This is a genomic window from Pseudomonas granadensis, assembly GCF_900105485.1.
In the GTDB taxonomy this organism is placed as follows: domain Bacteria; phylum Pseudomonadota; class Gammaproteobacteria; order Pseudomonadales; family Pseudomonadaceae; genus Aquipseudomonas; species Aquipseudomonas granadensis.
This window is the reverse complement of sequence record NZ_LT629778.1, coordinates 3515885-3530780: the sequence shown is the minus strand read 5'-3', so window position 1 is coordinate 3530780 and position 14896 is coordinate 3515885. Positions and strand designations below refer to the sequence as shown.

At 61.1% G+C, this 14896-nt stretch carries 16 protein-coding genes; 10 read left to right on the top strand and 6 right to left on the bottom strand.

What is annotated here, in order from left to right; all coding sequences use genetic code 11:
* Nucleotides 1-113: 113 nt before the first annotated feature.
* Nucleotides 114-1049 carry a LysR family transcriptional regulator gene (locus BLU52_RS15545; protein ID WP_090284590.1) on the bottom strand — a complete coding sequence of 312 codons (936 nt, stop codon included), beginning with the start codon at nucleotides 1047-1049 and terminating at the stop codon, nucleotides 114-116.
* A 112-nt stretch (nucleotides 1050-1161) separates the two neighbouring features.
* On the opposite strand from BLU52_RS15545, the gene BLU52_RS15540 reads away from it, so the two are divergent.
* Nucleotides 1162-1647: a DMT family transporter gene (locus tag BLU52_RS15540; RefSeq protein WP_090284588.1), complete on the top strand. Its 486-nt coding sequence runs from the start codon at nucleotides 1162-1164 to the stop codon at nucleotides 1645-1647.
* Between the two features lie 3 nt (nucleotides 1648-1650).
* Nucleotides 1651-2103 carry a DMT family transporter gene (locus tag BLU52_RS15535; RefSeq protein WP_090284586.1) on the top strand — a complete coding sequence of 151 codons (453 nt, stop codon included), beginning with the start codon at nucleotides 1651-1653 and terminating at the stop codon, nucleotides 2101-2103.
* Nucleotides 2104-2637: 534 nt separating this feature from the next.
* Here BLU52_RS15535 and BLU52_RS15530 read toward each other — a convergent pair.
* Together BLU52_RS15530 and BLU52_RS15525 are read right to left on the bottom strand one after the other, a co-directional pair.
* Entirely contained in the window at nucleotides 2638-2910 is a 273-nt protein-coding gene (locus tag BLU52_RS15530; RefSeq protein ID WP_090288591.1) for a hypothetical protein, read from the bottom strand.
* Between the two features lie 35 nt (nucleotides 2911-2945).
* Entirely contained in the window at nucleotides 2946-3173 is a 228-nt protein-coding gene (locus tag BLU52_RS15525; RefSeq protein WP_090284584.1) for a DUF6555 family protein, read from the bottom strand.
* Between the two features lie 136 nt (nucleotides 3174-3309).
* Between BLU52_RS15525 and BLU52_RS15520 the strand changes: the two genes are divergently transcribed.
* The 3 genes from BLU52_RS15520 (at nucleotide 3310) to BLU52_RS15510 (ending at nucleotide 5460) form a co-directional block, all read left to right on the top strand.
* Nucleotides 3310-4086 carry an AraC family transcriptional regulator gene (locus BLU52_RS15520; RefSeq protein ID WP_090284582.1) on the top strand — a complete coding sequence of 259 codons (777 nt, stop codon included), beginning with the start codon at nucleotides 3310-3312 and terminating at the stop codon, nucleotides 4084-4086.
* Between the two features lie 214 nt (nucleotides 4087-4300).
* Nucleotides 4301-4474, top strand: a complete 174-nt coding sequence (locus BLU52_RS15515; RefSeq protein ID WP_090284580.1) for a DUF1427 family protein — start codon at nucleotides 4301-4303, stop codon at nucleotides 4472-4474.
* Nucleotides 4475-4503: 29 nt separating this feature from the next.
* Nucleotides 4504-5460, top strand: coding sequence for a quinone oxidoreductase family protein (locus tag BLU52_RS15510; RefSeq protein ID WP_090284578.1), 957 nt, complete (start codon nucleotides 4504-4506; stop codon nucleotides 5458-5460).
* Between the two features lie 124 nt (nucleotides 5461-5584).
* Here the strand turns inward: BLU52_RS15510 and BLU52_RS15505 are convergent, their stop codons facing one another.
* Together BLU52_RS15505 and BLU52_RS15500 are read right to left on the bottom strand one after the other, a co-directional pair.
* A complete protein-coding gene (locus BLU52_RS15505; protein WP_090284577.1) occupies nucleotides 5585-6607 on the bottom strand; it encodes a purine-nucleoside phosphorylase in 1023 nt (340 codons plus the stop codon).
* A gap of 15 nt (nucleotides 6608-6622) precedes the next feature.
* Nucleotides 6623-7582, bottom strand: a complete 960-nt coding sequence (locus BLU52_RS15500; RefSeq protein ID WP_090284575.1) for a nucleoside-specific channel-forming protein Tsx — start codon at nucleotides 7580-7582, stop codon at nucleotides 6623-6625.
* 293 nt (nucleotides 7583-7875) lie between these two features.
* Here BLU52_RS15500 and selD point away from each other — a divergent pair, with 293 nt between their 5' ends.
* Together selD and mnmH are read left to right on the top strand one after the other, a co-directional pair.
* Nucleotides 7876-8910, top strand: a complete 1035-nt coding sequence (selD, locus tag BLU52_RS15495) for a selenide, water dikinase SelD (protein WP_090284574.1) — start codon at nucleotides 7876-7878, stop codon at nucleotides 8908-8910.
* Complete coding sequence (gene mnmH, locus BLU52_RS15490) at nucleotides 8910-10013, top strand: tRNA 2-selenouridine(34) synthase MnmH (RefSeq protein ID WP_090284573.1); 1104 nt, start codon at nucleotides 8910-8912, stop codon at nucleotides 10011-10013. The genes selD and mnmH overlap by 1 nt, the downstream gene beginning before the upstream one ends.
* Nucleotides 10014-10129: 116 nt before the next feature.
* Here mnmH and BLU52_RS15485 read toward each other — a convergent pair whose 3' ends face one another.
* The gene (locus BLU52_RS15485) at nucleotides 10130-10804 is read right to left on the bottom strand and encodes a histidine phosphatase family protein (RefSeq protein WP_090288588.1); all 675 of its coding nucleotides are present in this window, start codon (nucleotides 10802-10804) and stop codon (nucleotides 10130-10132) included.
* A gap of 281 nt (nucleotides 10805-11085) precedes the next feature.
* Here BLU52_RS15485 and BLU52_RS15480 point away from each other — a divergent pair, with 281 nt between their 5' ends.
* From BLU52_RS15480 to BLU52_RS15470, 3 genes are all read left to right on the top strand, one after another.
* Entirely contained in the window at nucleotides 11086-11784 is a 699-nt protein-coding gene (locus tag BLU52_RS15480) for a glutathione binding-like protein (protein WP_090284572.1), read from the top strand.
* A gap of 245 nt (nucleotides 11785-12029) precedes the next feature.
* Nucleotides 12030-13004 (top strand): porphobilinogen synthase, encoded by a 975-nt coding sequence (gene hemB / locus BLU52_RS15475; protein ID WP_090284571.1) that lies wholly within the window; start codon nucleotides 12030-12032, stop codon nucleotides 13002-13004.
* A 779-nt stretch (nucleotides 13005-13783) separates the two neighbouring features.
* On the top strand, nucleotides 13784-14875 hold the full coding sequence (locus tag BLU52_RS15470; protein ID WP_090284570.1) for a DUF1615 domain-containing protein: 1092 nt from the start codon (nucleotides 13784-13786) through the stop codon (nucleotides 14873-14875).
* The last annotated feature ends 21 nt before the right edge of the window (nucleotides 14876-14896 follow it).

The window sequence follows — 14896 nt, the reverse complement described above, 5'->3', positions numbered from 1 at the left end:
CTCGGCATTGAATCCATAATCGACTCGTTTTTTCAGGCCGATGGCTGACGTAAGACACCTCGGTCAGTCCCCTCTCCCTCCGGGAGAGGGCTAGGGTGAGGGGCTCTTGATCTTCAAGGCCTGTCCCAATACGGCACCTCACCAAAACACTCAACAAAAAAATCAATCACCGTCCGCACCTTCACCGACAACCTTCGACTGCCCGGCCACAGCACCGCAATCTGCTGCGGCTCCAGACTGTTCGATACCTGATACCCGCGCAACACCGGCACCAGCGTGCCGGCGCGCACCGCCTCGCCAATCAGCCATGACGGAAACATCACCAGCCCCAGCCCCTGTTCGGCGGCCTGGGTAAGGGTGTCGGCGTGGTTGCTGGTGATCGGGCCTTTGACCGAGTGCGGCGTCCAGTCCTCGCCCTCGCGGCGGAAAAACCAGCGCTGCTGACCGGCCGCGCCTTTGTAGGCCAGGCATTGGTGTTGAGCCAGATCCTCAGGCTGTTGCGGCGTGCCGTGGCGCGCGAGGTACGCGGGGCTTGCGGCGACCTGAAAGCGGTGCGGCGCCAGAATCCGCGCCTGCATGCTCGAATCGTGCAACGGGCCGATGCGCACCAGCAGATCGGCGCCTGCCTGCAACGGGTCGACGTAGTGATCGGTCTGCTGAATATCCAGTTGCAACTGCGGATACCGCGCGCACAACTGGCCCAGCCAAGGGCTCAGATGGCGCTGACCGAACACCACCGGGGCGTTGATGCGCACCAGCCCCGTCGGTTCGCTTTGCTGCTCCTGTAACGCTTGCTCGGCTTCTTCCAGCTGCACCAGCACCAGCCGCGCATGATGGCCGAGCATACGACCGGCCTCGGTCGGCGAAACGGCGCGGGTGTGGCGGTAAAGCAATTGCTGATTCAGCGCTTGCTCCATCAATTGGATTTGCCGCGAAATCGAAGAGGGCGCCACGCCTTCGCGGCGCGCGACTTCGGAAAAACTGCCGTGGTCGAGCACCGCTACAAACAGCCGCAGTGCCTTGAATCCCAGTTCATTGAGCCCGTGCATGGGATGTCCTGTTGTGCGGGTTGCGCAAAAGTGTTGTCCGGATGCTCCCATTTATCGCACAGCTATGCCAGCCGATAATCCGCGCCATCGTTTCTTGAAGTGGAAAGTTTTTATGCAGACGCTGGATGAAGTGGCTATTGCCACGCCTGTGAAAAAATCGGGGTTGCGCTTGTTGTTGCTGCCGCTGGTGATTCTGGCGGGCATGGGCTTGTCGGTAGAGGCCGGACTGCTCGGGCCTCTGGGCGAGCAGGTCGGGCACCTGTGGGCGACGTTGAGTATCTTCGGCGTCGGGGCGGCGATCCTGTTTTTGCTGCTGCTGTTCGCCGGTCCGCAGAAAGGCCCGGCGCTGACCGATCTGCCGCGCTGGCAGTTGATCGGCGGGTTTCTCGGGCCGATGTACGTGGTGGTGCTGACACTGGCAACGCCGCATATCGGTATTGCCATGACCATGATCGCGATCCTCTCGGGGCAGGTGGGCAAGAGCGTGCTGATCGACCATTTCGGCTGGTTCGGCGCGACCCGCAAGAAGGTCAATGGCGAGCGTTGGCTGGCCTTGGGGCTGATTGTGGTGGCATTGGTTCTGATTGCGCGGGGGTGAGTGATGGGTCTGGTGATTTTGTTGGCAGTGGTGGTGTTGGCCGGCGCGGTGTTGAGCGTGCAAGCGGCGATCAACGGGCGCCTGGGTGAGTCGGTTGGCGTGTTGCGCAGCAGTCTGCTGACCTTTGCGGTGGGCGCGGTGGTGACCGGGTTGTTGATTTTCTTCTTTGAGCCGGCGCAGGCGGTGAGCTTGCTCGACGTGCCGAAGTGGCAGTTGACCGGGGCTCTGTTCGGCGTGGTGTACATGATGGTGATGGTCGGTGCGGTGCCGGTGGTGGGCACGGCGGTGGCGACGGTGGCGGTGATTGTCGGGCAGTTGGGGATGGGGATGTTGATCGATAATTTCGGCTGGTTGGGCAATCCGGCGATTGAGCTTTCGTGGAGTCGGGTTTTGGCGATGGGGTGTCTGGCGTTGGCGCTGGTATTTATGTATCGGAGTTCTTCGCGCCTGGATTGATTTTATGGGGCGCTGAGATGGGGTGTATATCCGTTGCTTCGGGTGCTGCGGCTGGCGGTTTCGCCCTTACGGCGAGTCCCTTTTTCAGACGCCAAAAAGGAACCAAAAGGCTTGCTCCTGCGTTCGGCCCTCGCAAGCTCGGGTCCCTTCGCTCCGGGATCGATCCGGGCGCAGCGGCTACGGTTTGCTTCGCTGCACCTCCTTCCGCTGTGTCTGGCTGCGCCAGACGGTCGCTGCGCTCCCACGCCCGGATCGATCCCTGCGCTCAGCCTTCCGATGTCGCTGGTTAGGCAAGATCAAGATCAAAGGCACTCGAGCTAACGCTCATTGTTGAGTGGTTAGAAGCGGGTGGTTGGCTTTGGTTTTGTGGTGTGGCTGCCCCTCACCCCAGCCCTCTCCCCGAGGAGAGGGAGCCGATTTTGGTTGAATTCGAAATTCGCATTCGACTCGGTATCTCAGATTTCAGTATCTAGCCCAAACACCTCGGTCAGTCCCCTCTCCCTCCGGGAGAGGGCTAGGGTGAGGGGCTTTTGATCAATCTGGCTCTACCTGCAATTTCAGCCCTGCATCCTCCATCCGCTCCCTCTCCCGAACACTGCCCTGAAGCGTACGCCCATCCACTTTCACCACGACGATTTTCGCCTGGTCCAGATCCTCCGGTACCGGCGCCTTGACGCATAAGGTAAAGCGATAAGGATCGTCCGCAACGGTCTCGAGGCCGACTTCGCAGTTCACGCTTTTGCTGATCTGGCCGAAGATCGTGGTCAGGCCGTAGTCCAGCCGCGCCGGGTGGTAAAGGATGTCCATCAGTGCTTCTCCCTCGTCCGCAAGCGACTGGGTAGTTAATGCGTCTGGCGCCATGTGACGTTTTCCAGGCCGAATTTTTCCGCCATCGGTTTGCTGGTCTTTTGTACCTTTTCACGGCCAAAGCGCGGGATTCGGCCGACGCCGGCGTCGCAGCTCGCCCAGTGCCAGGCTTCGGCATTGTCCATTTTGTCCGAGCGGATAATGAACGACTTGGGCGTACCGTGAAGGGTGTAGTCGATAACAAATAGTTTTGCGTTGTTCATAAAGCCGGTATTCCTCCCTGTGGTAATTAACGGATCGCAGGGCGTCGCGAAAATTCAGTCGGATTGTCCGACGGTAGCGATGATTGGCGAGCGTCGGGCGCGCTGGTTACCATGGCGCCTTCGTCAACCCCAGTGAATGCTCGCCATGGCCCTTGCTGCGCCCCCCGATCTGAGTGACCCCGATGTGCCGGTGCAACCGCTGGCACGCACCTATCCGCGCGGGCTGTTCATCGAACCCCATGAACATGTCTGGGGGCAGTTGCTGTATGCGATGAGCGGGGTGATGTGGGTCGAGACGCCGCACGAAGCGCTGGTGGTGCCGCCGCAGCGGGCGGTGTGGTTGCCGCCGGGTGTGCCGCACGCCATTCGCGTGGTGTCGGACTTGCAGATGCGCAATATCTATCTGCGCCCGGCGCTGGCGGCGACACTGGATGCGACGGTGCAGGTGATCGAGGTCGGCGGTTTGCTGCGTGAGCTGATTGTCGGCCTGGTGGGGCAGGGCGACAGCGGCGAACCCGAGTACTACGAGGCGCTGGTCGGGCTGGCCTTGCTCGAACTCAGGCGTGCGCGGCGCTCTTCATTGAAGGTCCCGCTGCCGGACAATTCCGATCGGCGCCTGATGAGAGTGTGTCAGGCGGTGATGGCGGCGCCGTCGCTGGCGCTGCCGTTCGAGCAGCATGCGGAAAACGCCGGAGCCAGCGTGCGCACCCTCGCGCGGCTGTTCAAGGACAGCCTCGGCATGGGCTTCGCCGAATGGCGGCGTCAGGTGCAACTGGCGACAGCCGTGGCGGAGTTGATTCAGGGCGTCGCAGTGAGTGCCATCGCGCGGGAGCTGGGTTACTCGCCGAGCAGCTTCAGTGACATGTTCCGGCGTGAGCTGGGGGTGGCGCCTTCGCAATTTATCACTGGCTGAATGCAATCCCCCTGTAGGCCTTCGCCTGCTCGCGATAGCGTTTTATCCTTCAATGATCCATAAACTGACACACCGCTATCGCGAGCAGGCGAAGGCCTACAAGGGGATCGCGGTGGTTCCGCCGGTTTGGCCGAAATCCAGAAGTCCTTGGCCGGTAGCCTCCGGTCCCTCTCCCTAGACTCTGCCCATTGCTTGTCAACGGCGGAGTGCCTCGATGAATTATCTGATTTCGCTTGCCATCGGTCTGGGCGTCGGCCTGTTGTACGGCGCGCTCGAATTCCGTTCTCCCGCCCCACCGGCCATCGCGCTGGTCGGCCTGCTCGGCATGCTCGCCGGTGAACAGTTGTGGCCGATGGGCCGGCAGCTCGTCGCCGGTTGGTTGTCCTGACTTTCTCTTTTCTTTGGATGGATCGTTCCATGAAAGCTCTGCAATTCGATAAAACCGGCGACCTGTCTTCCCTGCGTTACACCGAGGTGCCGACACCCGTGCCTGGCCCTGATGAAGTACTGGTGCAGATCAAAGCGGCCGGCCTCAACCCCAGCGATGTGAAAAACGTCCTTGGCCGTTTTCCTTACACCACGCTGCCACGGATTCCCGGGCGGGACTTTGCCGGGTTGGTGGTCGAAGGGCCGCAAGCGCTGATCGGTCAGGAAGTCTGGGGAACGGGCCGTGAACTGGGGTTTTTCGCCGATGGCTCCCATGCGCAATTCGTCAAGCTGCCGGCCAGCGGCGTCGCGCACAAGCCATCGCACCTGAGCTTCGCTCAAGCGGCCAGCCTCGGCGTGCCGTACACCACGGCGTGGGATGCGCTGGAGCGCAGTCTGGTGCGCGCCGACACACGTTTGCTGGTGATCGGCGGCGGGGCGGTGGCGACAGCGGCGTTGGCACTGGCCAAAGTGCGTGGCGCGCAGTTGCTCGCTGCCGCGCGGCGTCCCGAACAAGTGGCCGACTTGCAGGCGCAGGGTTATCAGACGATTCAACTGGAGCAACCCGAAGACCTCGGTGCGCAGGTCAACGCGGTGTATCGCGGCGGCGCCGATGTGATTTTCGACACCACCGGTTTCTGGTTGCCGGCGTCGGTGGCGGCGTTGGCGACGTTCGGGCGCATCGCAATCATCGCCGCGCCAGTGGACGGTCACGTGCAACTGCCGGCGCTGGCGCTGTACCGCAAGGGCGGTTCGGTGGTGGGGATCAATTCGTTGTTGTATGGCGTTGAAGCGTGCGCGGCGATGCTCGAGCAGTTCGGGCGGTTTTTCGATGAGGATCGGTTGCCGTTGCCGCAGGGGCTGGTCGAGGTGCCGCTGGCTGAAGGTCTCGCGCGGTATACCGAATTGAATCAGGGCGGCGGGGACAAAGTCATCCTCATTCCCTGATTCACCGCAAAACCCTTGTAGGCCTTCGCCTGCTCGCGATAGCGGTGTATCAGTAAACGAATATGTGACTGACACACCGCTATCGCGAGCAGGCGAAGGCCTACAGTTGATTTGTGGCGGGGCTTCAGGACTGCGGGACGCCTTTTTCCCACGCCGACCAGTTCTTGAGAATGTCCTGCACCAGCGGATTACCGGCCCGATAGAGGTTTTCCAGCGCCGGCACAAAACCACCCTGATCGGCGTATTTGAGCAGGTTGTCGACTTCGCTGCCGCCGGGTTGCGGGCGGTCGAAATCGGAGCCGGCGCGGACTACGGCGAGGCGTTGCACGTCGACCAGGCCTTCGCGGCTGGCGCGTAACAGCGCTTCAAACGTGGAGTTGTCCTCCTGTTGCGTGGTGCAATATTCGCCCTTGTTGTCGGTCAGCAGCTTGGTCCATACCTCGGCCCGTTCGCTCAGCCGTGTGCCGGAAAACCAGGTATTGCCGGCCAGCGTATCGCAGCGCGTCACCACCGGTGGCTGGTTGGCCGGGGCGGACGGATATTTCTGCCGCCACGCCGCCGATTCCTTGCTCTCGCTCAACTCGATCTTGTGGCTCAACGCAAAGGCCTTGGCTTGCAGTGTCGGGTTGAGTTCGAAGACTTCGGTCTTGTAGTCCAGCGGCGGTTTTTCGTTCGGCCCTTGGGTGTTGATGCCCAGATAACCGGTCGGCCAGCTCGCCGGGGCATCGCGCGAATCCAGCTCCCACTGCGTGCCGAACTCGACCAGATAATGCGCCCATGCGGCAGTGCCGAGGGTGCCGTGTTTGGGGCTGATGCCGGCAATGCCGGCGATCAGGAAGTAGCTTTTGCGCAGGTCGAATTTCGGCGACAAGGCCAGTGCCAGGGTCGAGGCGGCGGCGTTGGTCTGGCCCATGCCGGTGGTCAGCAGGCACACCTGCTGGGCGTTGCAACGGATGCTTGGGTATTCGGCGGACAGCCCCGGCACGCGGATTTCCTGTTTCAGCTCGAGGCGGTCGATCCAGTGCTGCGCCTCGGGGGCGAACATGGTGATCAGCACGACTTTCGGTTGAATCGGTGTCTCGCTCGCCCATGCGGTGGAAGCGAGCAGGGCCGCGCCGGTCAGGGTCAAACATTTAATGGCTTGCATGCAAAACTCCTTGAGTCAGAACTGATAACCGATGCCGGCGTAATAACCCCAGCCGTTGGAACGCGCACGGAAATTGCCGTCGCCGAAATTCAGCTCGCTGCCGTCATCCCAGTTGCCGCCGTTGTGGAAATAGCGGCCGACGAGGGTGAAGCGCACATGCGTGAACGAGTAGAGCAAGACGTTAGTGGCCACCGTCGCGTTGGCGGTGCGTGCCGGGTCCTCCTTGTGCAGATCCGAGCCAAAATCGAAGTTGGTGAAGCCGATGTAGGTCAGCGATGCGCCGTTGCTGAATTTGTCGATGGGGACGATGTACTTGAGCTGCGCGCGGTAGCCGTCCCACGAATACTCATTGCTCGCGCCGTAGTTTTCCCACTGATAGCGACCGTACAGGTTGGCCGACAGATTGACCCGCGAGTGCGTATCGATGTCGGTGCCCAAACCGCTGTAAAGCGTGTTGGCGCGGTTTTCCTTGCGGCTGCCGTGGTCGTAGATCCAGTCGAACGCGACGTACCACTCTTTGAACGGGCCGATGGCCAGGCTGCGGCCGGCGAGGTAGTCGATGGAAATCCGCGGTTCGTGCTCCATGAACACCGGCGAACCGTGATCCCACACGCCTTTGTCGTGGCTGTTGCCGATGTTGAAGATCTTCGGCACATCGATGTAACCGTAAAGTTCGAACGGGCCTTTACGGCCGAAATACTCGTATTCCAGATAGATGTCATCGGCCGGTTGCGGGCCGAAGCTGATGTCCTTGCTGCCGATCAGGGTCAGGTCCTGGTTGTACCAGTCCGACAGGTACGCACCTTTTTTCGGCGGGCTGGCCTCGGGGCTGAGGCTCTCGCCCTGAGCGGATTCTTCGACGGGCGCCGGTTGCGCGCAGGCGCTGTGGCTGAGAAATCCGGTAACGCCGGTCAGTAGCAGGGAAACAGCGCAAGTGCGCAATAACGGTGCGCATTGAGACGAGACGAGGTGCATGCAAAGTCCTTTTTGTGGATCCGGGCCCGCAGTTCCGTGGGCGATTAAGGTTTGTCACGAAAAGGCTGGCATGGGTGACAGGCAAACGTTTGCACAAGGCGTACCAGATTTGGCAAGACACTGAAATGTTGGAGCTTTCGCGACATTTCATGACGGATCGATCAGAAAGCTGCATCCGGCGCCAAACCCTATAGCGGCGAGCCTGTTCGCCAAGACGTTTGGCAGACGCCAGCGCCCATGATCCTTGTCGCGCTCTGCTAGAATCCGCCCCATTCATTGCCAGAGACCCTCCCATGAGCGAGCCGATTCGTCTGACCCAATACAGCCACGGTGCCGGTTGTGGCTGCAAGATTTCCCCGCAGGTGCTGGAAGTGATTCTGGCCGGCAGTGGCGCGCAGAACCTCGACCCCAAATTGTGGGTCGGCAATGCCTCGCGTGATGACGCGGCGGTGTACGAGATCGATGCCGAGCGCGGTGTGGTGTCGACCACGGACTTTTTCATGCCGATCGTCGATGACCCGTTCGACTTCGGCCGCATCGCCGCGACCAACGCGATCAGCGATATCTACGCAATGGGCGGCGATCCGCTGATGGCGATCGCGATCCTCGGCTGGCCGGTCAATGTGCTGGCGCCGGAAGTAGCGCGGGAAGTGATTCGCGGTGGCCGCGCGGTGTGCGACGCGGCGGGCATTCCGCTGGCTGGCGGGCATTCGATCGATGCGCCAGAGCCGATTTTCGGCCTCGCGGTGACCGGTCTGGTGGAAAAGCGCCACATGAAGCGCAACGACACCGCCACCGCCGGTTGCCTGTTGTACCTGACCAAACCGCTGGGCATCGGCATCCTCACCACCGCCGAAAAGAAGGGCAAGCTGCGCGCCGCCGACGTTGGCGTGGCCCGTGACTGGATGTGCACCCTGAACAAGCCCGGCAGCCGTTTCGGCAAACTCGCCGGCGTTACCGCGATGACCGACGTCACCGGTTTTGGCCTGCTCGGGCATCTGGTGGAAATGGCTGACGGCAGCCAGCTCACCGCACGCATTGCCTATGACCGCGTGCCACGTCTGGACAGCGTCGAGTATTACCTTGATCAGGGCTGCGTGCCCGGCGGCACCTTGCGCAATTTCGACAGCTACGCGAAACAGGTCGGCCGCGTTCAGGAGCTGCACAAACGCGTGCTGTGCGATCCGCAAACCAGCGGTGGTCTGCTGATCGCCGTGACACCGGAGGGCAACGAGGAATTCCTCGCAGTCGCCGCCGAGCTGGGCCTGAACCTTGCACCAATCGGCGAACTGGTCGAGCGACAGACGAACGCAGTCGAGGTGATTTGATGCTCCGCGACTGCACCGACTACCGCGACATTTTCCTCAACGACCGACCGCTGATGGACGCTCGCGCGCCGGTCGAGTTTCACAAGGGCGCGTTCCCCGGCGTGGTCAACCTGCCGCTGATGAACGACGCCGAACGGCAAAAAATCGGCACCTGCTACAAGCAGCACGGCCAGCAGGCGGCCATCGAATTGGGCCATCAACTGGTGTCCGGCGCGGTGAAGGCCGAGCGCATCCAGGCCTGGGCCGATTTCGCCCGGGCCCATCCTGATGGTTATCTCTATTGTTTTCGCGGCGGCCTGCGCTCGCAGATCACCCAGCAATGGCTGCGCGACGAGGCCGGCATCGACTATCCGCGTATCGGTGGTGGCTACAAGGCGATGCGCAGTTTTCTCATCGACACCCTTGAGCAAGCCATCGCCCAGTGCGATTTCGTTTTGCTCGGCGGCATGACCGGCACCGGCAAGACCGAAGTGCTGGTGCAGCTCGGCAATGGTCTGGATCTGGAAGGGCATGCCAATCATCGCGGTTCGAGCTTCGGCAAACGCGCGACCGGGCAGCCGTCGAACATCGATTTCGAAAACCGTCTGGCCATCGACATCCTGAAAAAACGCGATGCCGGTATCGAGCAGTTCGTGCTCGAGGACGAGAGCCGGGTGGTTGGCAGTTGCGCCTTGCCTCTGGCGCTGTATCAGGGCATGCAGCAATACCCGATGGTCTGGCTGGAAGATCGTTTCGAAGACCGCGTCGAGCGGATCTTGCGTGATTACGTCACCGATCTGGCGGCGGAGTTTTCAGCTGTCCACGGCGAGGAGGGTTTCACGCTGTTCTCCGAGCGCCTGATTGAGAGCCTTAACAACGTGCAGAAACGTCTGGGTGGCGAGCGCCATCGACGCCTGTTGCTGTTGATGGAGGACGCCTTGGCCGAGCAGGCCCGCAGCGGCGCGGTGGACCTGCATCGCGGCTGGATCGAAGGCTTGCTGCGTGAGTATTACGACCCGATGTATGTGTTCCAGCGCGAGAAGAAGGGCGGACGGATCGAGTTTGCCGGGGAGCGGGGGGCGGTGATTGAGTATTTGCGCGAGCGGGTGAATCAGAAAGGTTGAGGTTGCTTCGACAGGCCTCATCGCTAGCAGGCTAGCTCCCACAAGGGGAGTGGCGTACACAAAACCTGTGGGAGCCAGCCTGCTGGCGATGGGGCCAGCAAGGCCAATGCAAGAACTCAGGTCGGGCAGCTCTGCTCGCCATGATCCAGCCCCTGCTTGTAACTGTGGCTCTGCAGGCTGGCCTTGCCGTTATGCCAGGTCAGGGTTAGCACATACAGCGAGTCGAAATCATTGCCCGCCCAGTCCTCGGTGATGTTCTGTTTCTTGCCGACCGCGTTGCCCGCGACCTTGTTGATCAGCTCCGGCAGATAGCCGTGCGACCAGGCGGTGTAGATCGTCGAGTTGTGGTACTTCTCGTCCAGCAGTTCGCGGGCCAGGTCACTGGTGTCATTGGCCGAGAACTCGATGTTCACCGGCAGGCCGAGCTTGATCGCAGCGGGGCTGATGGTCATCAACGGACGAATGTAGCTGTAGGAATTGTCCAGCTCGCCTTCCTCGACATTGCGCGTCGGATTGGCGGCGAACACGTAGTCGGCCTTGCCGAATTTTTCCGGCAACAGCGTCGACAGGTCGATGGCGCGATTCAGGCCCTGGCAGTTGAGCTGACCCAAGCCGCCTTCAGGTTTTTCGGCATGGCGCAGAAACACCAGCGTCTGCGTGCCGTCGGCCGGCTGTGCGCGGCTCTCGCTGGACTCCAGCGACAACGCCAGCGCAGTCACGGCCAGCAGGGAAGGCAGGACCACATAGGCACGGTGTTTGAAACGTTTGGCGAAACTCATCAGGTTCGTCATGAAATAGAAAGTCTTCAGCAAATTCAGTTAGGGCTGACAAACCGTTACACCACTGGCTGCCGGCGCCGGGTGTTTTCCATGTCGTGAACAGCTTCCTCTGCAAAAAGGCATAGCTCAGAGTCGTGCAGGGCCATTTGGTTCGATTCGGCCCGCCGTGCGGCACTTTAACGGCAAACTTTGCGAGCTTGAGCGCAGGTTAGCGACAGGATGTTACGGTTCGTGTAGGCGCTGCGGCGGGCCTGTTTTATGATCGCCTTCTAATTTGTGACTGGATGCTTCCCATGACCGATCTGTCCGCGTTCCCGATCACCCAGAAATGGCCGGCGCAGTACCCTGACTGGATTCAGCTCTATTCCCTGCCGACGCCCAACGGTGTGAAAGTCTCGATCATGCTCGAAGAAATCGGCTTGCCGTACGAGCCGCATCGCGTCGGGTTCGACACCAACGACCAGACTTCGCCGGAGTTTCTGTCGCTGAACCCGAACAACAAGATCCCGGCGATCCTCGATCCGCATGGTCCCGGCGACCAGCCGCTGCCGCTGTTCGAGTCCGGCGCCATCCTGATCTATCTGGCTGATAAAAGCGGCCAGTTGCTGGCTCAGGAAGGCGCGCTGCGTTACGAGACGATCCAGTGGCTGATGTTCCAGATGGGCGGGATCGGCCCGATGTTCGGCCAGCTCGGTTTCTTCAACAAATTTGCTGGCAAGGATTACGAAGACAAGCGTCCGCGTGATCGTTACGTTGATGAAAGTAAACGCCTGCTCAACGTGTTGAATACGCGCCTGGAAGGACGTGACTGGATCATGGGCGAGCGTTACACGATCGCCGATATCGCCACGTTCCCGTGGGTGCGCAACCTGATCGGTTTTTATGAAGCGGGTGATCTGGTGGGCATTCAGAACTTCCCCAATGTCACGCGAGTGCTGGAGCGGTTTGTCGCCCGTCCTGCTGTTGTCCGCGGCCTGAGCATTCCCTCCTGACTCACTGCGTTCCCCTGTAGGCCTTCGCCTGCTCGCGATAGCGGTGTATCAGCCACACATTTGTTGACTGACACACCGCTATCGCGAGCAGGCGAAGGCCTACAGAGGATTTGTGGTGTTCTGAAGATTGTTGCGAACCCGGTAACGCTCTCTTGATTGATCCAGGTTTGTACCCCAACCCCCGCAAGGCATAAGCTTCGCCCCCTACGACTTTCGTCTCATCCGCTGTTTTCAGGAAAGGCCCCATGTCCAGTCAGTTCCCCGAAGCACGTCCCCGCCGTCTGCGCCGCAATGCGAGCCTGCGCAGCCTGTTCCAGGAAACCGAGTTCAGCCTGAACGATCTGGTCCTGCCGATCTTCGTCGAAGAAGACATCGACGACTTCGTGCCGATCACCAGCATGCCCGGTGTGCAGCGCATTCCCGAGCGCAAGCTGGCCAGCGAAATCGAGCGCTACGCGCGCGCCGGGATCAAGTCGGTGATGACCTTCGGCGTCTCGCATCATCTGGACAGCAACGGCAGCGACACCTGGCGTGAAGACGGCCTGGTTTCGCGCATGTCGCGCATCGCCAAGGACGCCGTGCCCGAGATGATCGTGATGTCCGACACTTGCTTCTGCGAGTACACCGATCACGGCCACTGCGGCGTGATGCACAACCTCGAAGTCGACAACGACCAGACCCTGATCAACCTCGGCAAACAAGCCGTGGCGGCGGCGCGTGCCGGTGCCGACGTGATCGCGCCATCGGCCGCGATGGATGGCCAGGTGCGAGCGATTCGTCAGGCGCTGGACGCGGCCGGGTTCACCCAGATTCCGATCATGGCCTATTCGACCAAATTCGCTTCGGCGCTTTATGGCCCGTTCCGCGAGGCCGGTGGCAGCGCGCTCAAGGGCGACCGCAAAAGCTATCAGATGAACCCGATGAACCGCCGCGAAGCCCTGCGCGAATCGCTGCTCGACGAGCAGGAAGGCGCCGACGCGCTGATGGTCAAACCGGCCGGCGCCTACCTCGACATCATCCGCGACATTCGTCAGGCGTCGAACCTGCCGCTGGCGGCGTATCAGGTCAGTGGCGAGTACGCGATGATCAAGTTCGGCGCCCAGGCCGGCGCGATCGATGAGGATCGTGTGGTGCGCGAAAGCCTCGGCGCGATCAAGCGCGCGGGTGCTGATCTGATCTTCACCTACTTTGCGATGGATCTGGCGTTGGCCGGGATCTGAACAACACCCCATAACCTGTGGGAGCTGGCTTGCCAGCGATGGCGTCGGCACAGGCAGAATCATGCTGGCTGATCTACCGCTATCGCTGGCAAGCCAGCTCCCACAGGTTCAGGGTGTTCTTTGTCAGGTGCAGTTGAAGTACGGTCGGATACCGCGGTCGTGGAAGTACCGTTCGATCACCTTCGGATCGGCACTGGTCTCGGCAAGCGCCACATACGTATCCGGGCGCAGCAGGTAAAACCCGTTGCGCGCCAGTCCCGCCGTTCAAACGCCGGGCGCCCAGCCCTCTCCCGAGGGAGAGGGAGCCGATTTTGGTTGGCTTCGAAGTTTGCGTACGACTCGGTATTTCAGTTTGGCGTATTTCTCATATTCACCGCGGTCAGTCCCCTCTCCCTCCGGGAGAGGGCTAGGGTGAGGGGCTTTTGCTCTTCAACGGCGCCATCAAGATCAACAACAAGATCAAAAGCAGGCGTGCTGACACTCGGTTTATTGAATGATGAGAAGCGCCGCATGGCTTGAGCTTTGCGGTGAATTCGCCCCTCACCCCAGCCCTCTCCCGAGGGAGAGGGAGCCGATTTTGGTTGGCTTCGAAGTTTGCGTACGACTCGGTATTTCAGTTTGGCATATTTCTCATATTCACCACGGTCAGTCCCCTCTCCCTTCGGGCGGTCCGACGTTTCGGGAGGGCTAGGGCAGGGCTTATGCCATCGCGGTCACGGCCCACGGTTTGCCAGCGATTGTGTATGGTGGGGGCGCCTCAACGGACTGGATAACGCAACATGCACACCCCTCGCTTACTCATCACTCTCGCGGCTTTGCTGGCATTGGCCGGTTGCGCCAGCCAGCGCGGCGGCGAACCGCTGCCACGCCCACCCACCGAGGTGAAAGCCGAAATCGTCCGGCTGATGCCGGCGAAAATCCCTGACCGGCAGGGCTGGGCCACCGATATCTACGCCGCCTTCGCCGCGCAGAACATCAGCCCGACCACGCAAAATCTGTGTTCGGTGCTGGCCGTGGCCGAGCAGGAGTCGACCTTTCAGGCTGACCCAAAAGTCCCTGGCCTGGGCAAGATCGCCCGTGACGAAATCGACCGCCGCGCCGCCAAAGTGCACATCCCCAGCCTGCTGGTCAGCGGTGCCCTGCAAGTGCGTTCGCCCAACGGCAAGAGTTACAGCGAACGCCTGAACGCGGCGCGCAGCGAGAAAGAGCTGAGTGCGATTTTCGATGATTTCATCGGCATGGTGCCGATGGGCCGCACCTTGTTCGGCGGCTTCAATCCGGTGCACACCGGCGGACCGATGCAAGTCAGCATCGAATTCGCCGAACAGCACGCCAAGGATTATCCGTACCCGGTGGACGGTACGATTCGCCGCGAAGTGTTCAGCCGGCGCGGTGGCATGTATTTCGGTATCGCGCATTTGCTCGGTTATCCGGTCAGTTACCGCGAGCCGTTGTACCGCTTCGCCGATTTCAATGCCGGTTGGTACGCCAGCCGCAACGCTGCGTTCCAGAATGCCGTGAGCCGCGCTTCGGGCATCCCGCTGGCGCTCGATGGCGACCTGATCCGCTATGACTCGATCATGCCCGGCGGCACGGAACTGGCGGTGCGTACCCTCGGTAAATCGCTGGGCATGCGCAACCCGAGCATTCGCGATCAGCTGGAGAAGGGCAAAACCCTGGAATTCGAAGAGAGCAAACTCTACAAGCGGGTTTTTGAACTGGCCGAGCAGGCTGAAGGCAAGCCATTGCCGCGGGCGGTGTTGCCGGGCATCGTCCTGCAAAGTCCGAAGATCACCCGCAAACTCACCACCGCGTGGTTCGCCAAGCGTGTGGACGAGCGCTACAAACGCTGCATGGCCAAGGCCGGATAAAACGGTAGACATAAAAAACCC